Annotated in this window: 2 protein-coding genes; both read right to left on the bottom strand. The window is 60.5% G+C overall.

Annotated features, from left to right (window positions below):
• Positions 1 to 92 precede the first annotated feature (92 nt).
• Entirely contained in the window at positions 93 to 416 is a 324-nt protein-coding gene (locus EN780_RS34255; RefSeq protein ID WP_127286905.1) for a septum formation initiator family protein, read from the bottom strand.
• Positions 417 to 571: 155 nt separating this feature from the next.
• Positions 572 to 1,388: phosphopyruvate hydratase (locus EN780_RS34260; RefSeq protein ID WP_128276460.1), on the bottom strand; the 817-nt coding region annotated here is incomplete at its 5' end.

A 1,388-nucleotide genomic window follows, 5' to 3' on the forward strand; every position in this document is an offset into this window, starting at 1 on the left:
TAAAAGCATTGCGCCATGCCGAAAAATGCATGGCTGGCATGCGTCTAAGCAATTAAAATCATTGAAAATAAAGACGATTAACTGGAATTCAGTTATTTCGCTGGAGCCGGCAGCATGATGGTGATTTCGTCGGCATGCGAGAGATTGAGCGCCTTGCGCGCCTGTTCGTCAAGCATGTCCTTTTCCAGCGTGCCCTCGTGCATCAGCTGGACACGCCGCTCGAGATCGACCCGGCGCGCCTTGACGGCATCGAGCTGCCCCTGCAGTTCGACTGCCCGGGCTTCGAGCTGATATTTGGAATAGATGCCGAATTCGCCGTGATAGGCATGGAAGCCGAAATAGGCCAGGAACAGCACGCAGAGCGAGGGGACGATCAGCCGGCCGGTGTTTCGCTGCTTGTGCTGACGTGTCCACATGATCCAGATCCTCGTGGCCGCGAACCCGAACGGCCCAACTCTTTTTCGCTCCATTGTGCTTAATGGACGGTTACGGACGGGCGTACCCGGAGCCTCAAAACGAAAAAGGGCGGGGAACGCCCCGCCCTTCCTCGATATCCCGATTGGATGCCGGGTCAGCCCTTGACCACCGACTTGCCGGCGTAGCGTGCCTGCTTGCCGAGCTCCTCCTCGATGCGGATCAGCTGGTTGTACTTGGCCATGCGGTCGGAGCGCGACAGCGAGCCGGTCTTGATCTGTCCGCAATTGGTGGCGACGGCGAGATCGGCAATGGTCGAATCCTCGGTCTCGCCCGAACGGTGCGACATGACGGCGGTGTAGCCGGCCTTGTGCGCGGTCTCGACGGCGTCGAGCGTTTCGGTCAGCGAGCCGATCTGGTTGACCTTGACCAGGATCGAATTGGCGACGCCCATGCGGATGCCGTCGCGAAGCCTGGCCGTGTTGGTGACGAACAGATCGTCGCCGACCAGCTGGGTCTTCTTGCCGATGAGGTCGGTCAGGATCTTCCAGCCCTCCCAGTCGTCTTCGGCAAGGCCGTCCTCGATGGTGATGATCGGATAGTCGGATGCGAGCTTGGCGAGGTACTTGGCCTGCGCCTTCGGATCGCGAGTCTTCTTCTCGCCCTCATAGATGTAGTTGCCGTCCTTGAAGAACTCGGTCGCGGCGCAGTCGAGGCCGAGAGCGACGTCCTCGCCCGGCTTGAAGCCGGCCTTCTCGATCGATTCCATGATGAAATCGAGCGCCGAGGGCGCGCTCTTCAGGTTGGGAGCGAAGCCGCCCTCGTCGCCGACATTGGTGTTGTGGCCGGCGTCCTTGAGCTTCTTGCGCAGCGTGTGGAAGATTTCCGAGCCCCAGCGCACGCCGTCGCGCAGCGTCGGCGCGCCGATCGGCAGGATCATGAATTCCTGGAAGTCGATCGGATTGTCGGCATGC

The sequence above is a fragment of the Mesorhizobium sp. M4B.F.Ca.ET.089.01.1.1 genome (assembly GCF_004022605.1).
Taxonomy (GTDB): domain Bacteria; phylum Pseudomonadota; class Alphaproteobacteria; order Rhizobiales; family Rhizobiaceae; genus Mesorhizobium; species Mesorhizobium abyssinicae.

What these genes read in the sequence shown, in the direction of transcription:
- EN780_RS34255 (WP_127286905.1), bottom strand. Translation starts at nt 416, where the DNA reads ATGTGGACACGTCAGCACAAGCAGCGAAACACCGGCCGGCTGATCGTC.